This is a genomic window from Mesorhizobium sp. M2C.T.Ca.TU.002.02.1.1 (assembly GCF_003997225.1).
In genome coordinates this window covers 1-1482 of the sequence record NZ_RZTO01001136.1, presented here as the reverse complement: position 1 = coordinate 1482, position 1482 = coordinate 1, and the positions used below count along the sequence as shown (strand labels likewise).

The window sequence follows — 1482 nt, the reverse complement described above, 5'->3', positions numbered from 1 at the left end:
CCGTATCGATCCGGATCAGGGTTGCCCTGCCGTGATAGGCGACGACCGCCGTCTTGATGTCCACGATCTTCATCGGATCCTCTCCCCGTCATGGCGCCGCGCTTGCAGGGCGCGAAATTTCGCCTAGAAGCTAACTTGTCTAATAAGCATACAAGATTGAATGTTGCGACGTAAACCCCCTTTGAAAGGTTTTGCGCGGCGGGCTTTTGATGGCGCTCATGAGCATTGAATTATTTGATGAATTCATGACTCTCGATCAGGAATCATGATTCTCCAGAAAGGCACTTGTTAGACGAGTATATAAGCGTATAAATTCGATGAAAGCAGGGCTTGACCCATTCACGCCGCCAACCGGGAGGAAAAGAATGCAACAGCGACAGCTGGGATCGTCGCCGGTGAAGGTATCGGAGATCGGCCTGGGGACCTGGGGTATGTCCGGCGCCTTTTGGGGCGCGGCCGACGACAAGGAATCGATCCGGGTGATCAGACGCGCCCTGGAACTTGGCATCACGCTGATCGATACGGCCGAGGCCTACGGACACGGCCATGCCGAGGAGGTCGTCGGCGAGGCGCTGGCCGGCCGCCGCGACAAGGCAGTCATCGCGACCAAGGTCGCGCCCAATCATCTCGAACCCGCCGCGATCGAGGCGGCGCTCGACGGTTCGTTGAAGCGCATGCGGACGGACTATGTCGACGTCTATTTCGTCCACTGGCCGAACTCGGATTTTCCGATCCGCCCGACCATGGAGATGATGGAGCGGCTGCGCGCGTCAGGGCGCATCAAGGCAGTCGGCGTCTCGAATTTCAGCGTCGCCGACATGGACAGCGCCCGTCGGCATGGTGTCATCGACGTGCTCCAGCCGCCCTACAACATGCTATGGCGCGAGGTCGAGGCCGAGACGTTGCCCTATTGCCTCAAGCACAATATCGGCGTGATGCCCTATAGTGGCCTGGCCCAAGGACTGCTTACCGGCACGCTGTCGCCCGACACGAAGTTCGTCGAGGGTGATGAGCGGCGCACGACCGTGCTGTTCCAGCCGGGCACCTATGAGCGGGCGGTGAATGCCGTCGACCTCCTCAAGCCGGTCGCGGCGCGCTACGGCAAGACGGTTCCGCAGCTTGCGATACAGTGGCTCACCAGCAGGCCAGGGGTCAGTTCGCCGCTGGTGGGCGCCCGCACCGTCAAGGAGCTGGAGGAAAACGTCAAGAGCGCCGGCTGGGCGATTTCCGACGCGGACATCGCCGCCATCGACAGGATCACCGCGCCGGTCTGGGCGGAAATCAAGGACAAGGGTGACATGTTCGGTTTCCGCGCACGCCAGCGCCAGGAACAACAAGCGAAGAGGGCCTAGCTATTTGATCCCGGGCTTTAATGGTGCATGCTTGTCATTCGAATCAAAGGATGCGCTATGGGACAGGTTCTACACGGCCGCGCCACGACGACAGAGGCAATCCGTCGAGCAATACAGAATAGTCAAGAGA

At 60.0% G+C, this 1482-nt stretch carries 1 protein-coding gene; it reads left to right on the top strand.

Annotation, left to right across the window (positions count from 1 at the left end; translation table 11 throughout):
* The first annotated feature begins 365 nt into the window (after window positions 1–365).
* A complete protein-coding gene (locus tag EOD07_RS34095) occupies window positions 366–1352 on the top strand; it encodes an aldo/keto reductase (RefSeq protein ID WP_164772828.1) in 987 nt (328 codons plus the stop codon).
* The last annotated feature ends 130 nt before the right edge of the window (window positions 1353–1482 follow it).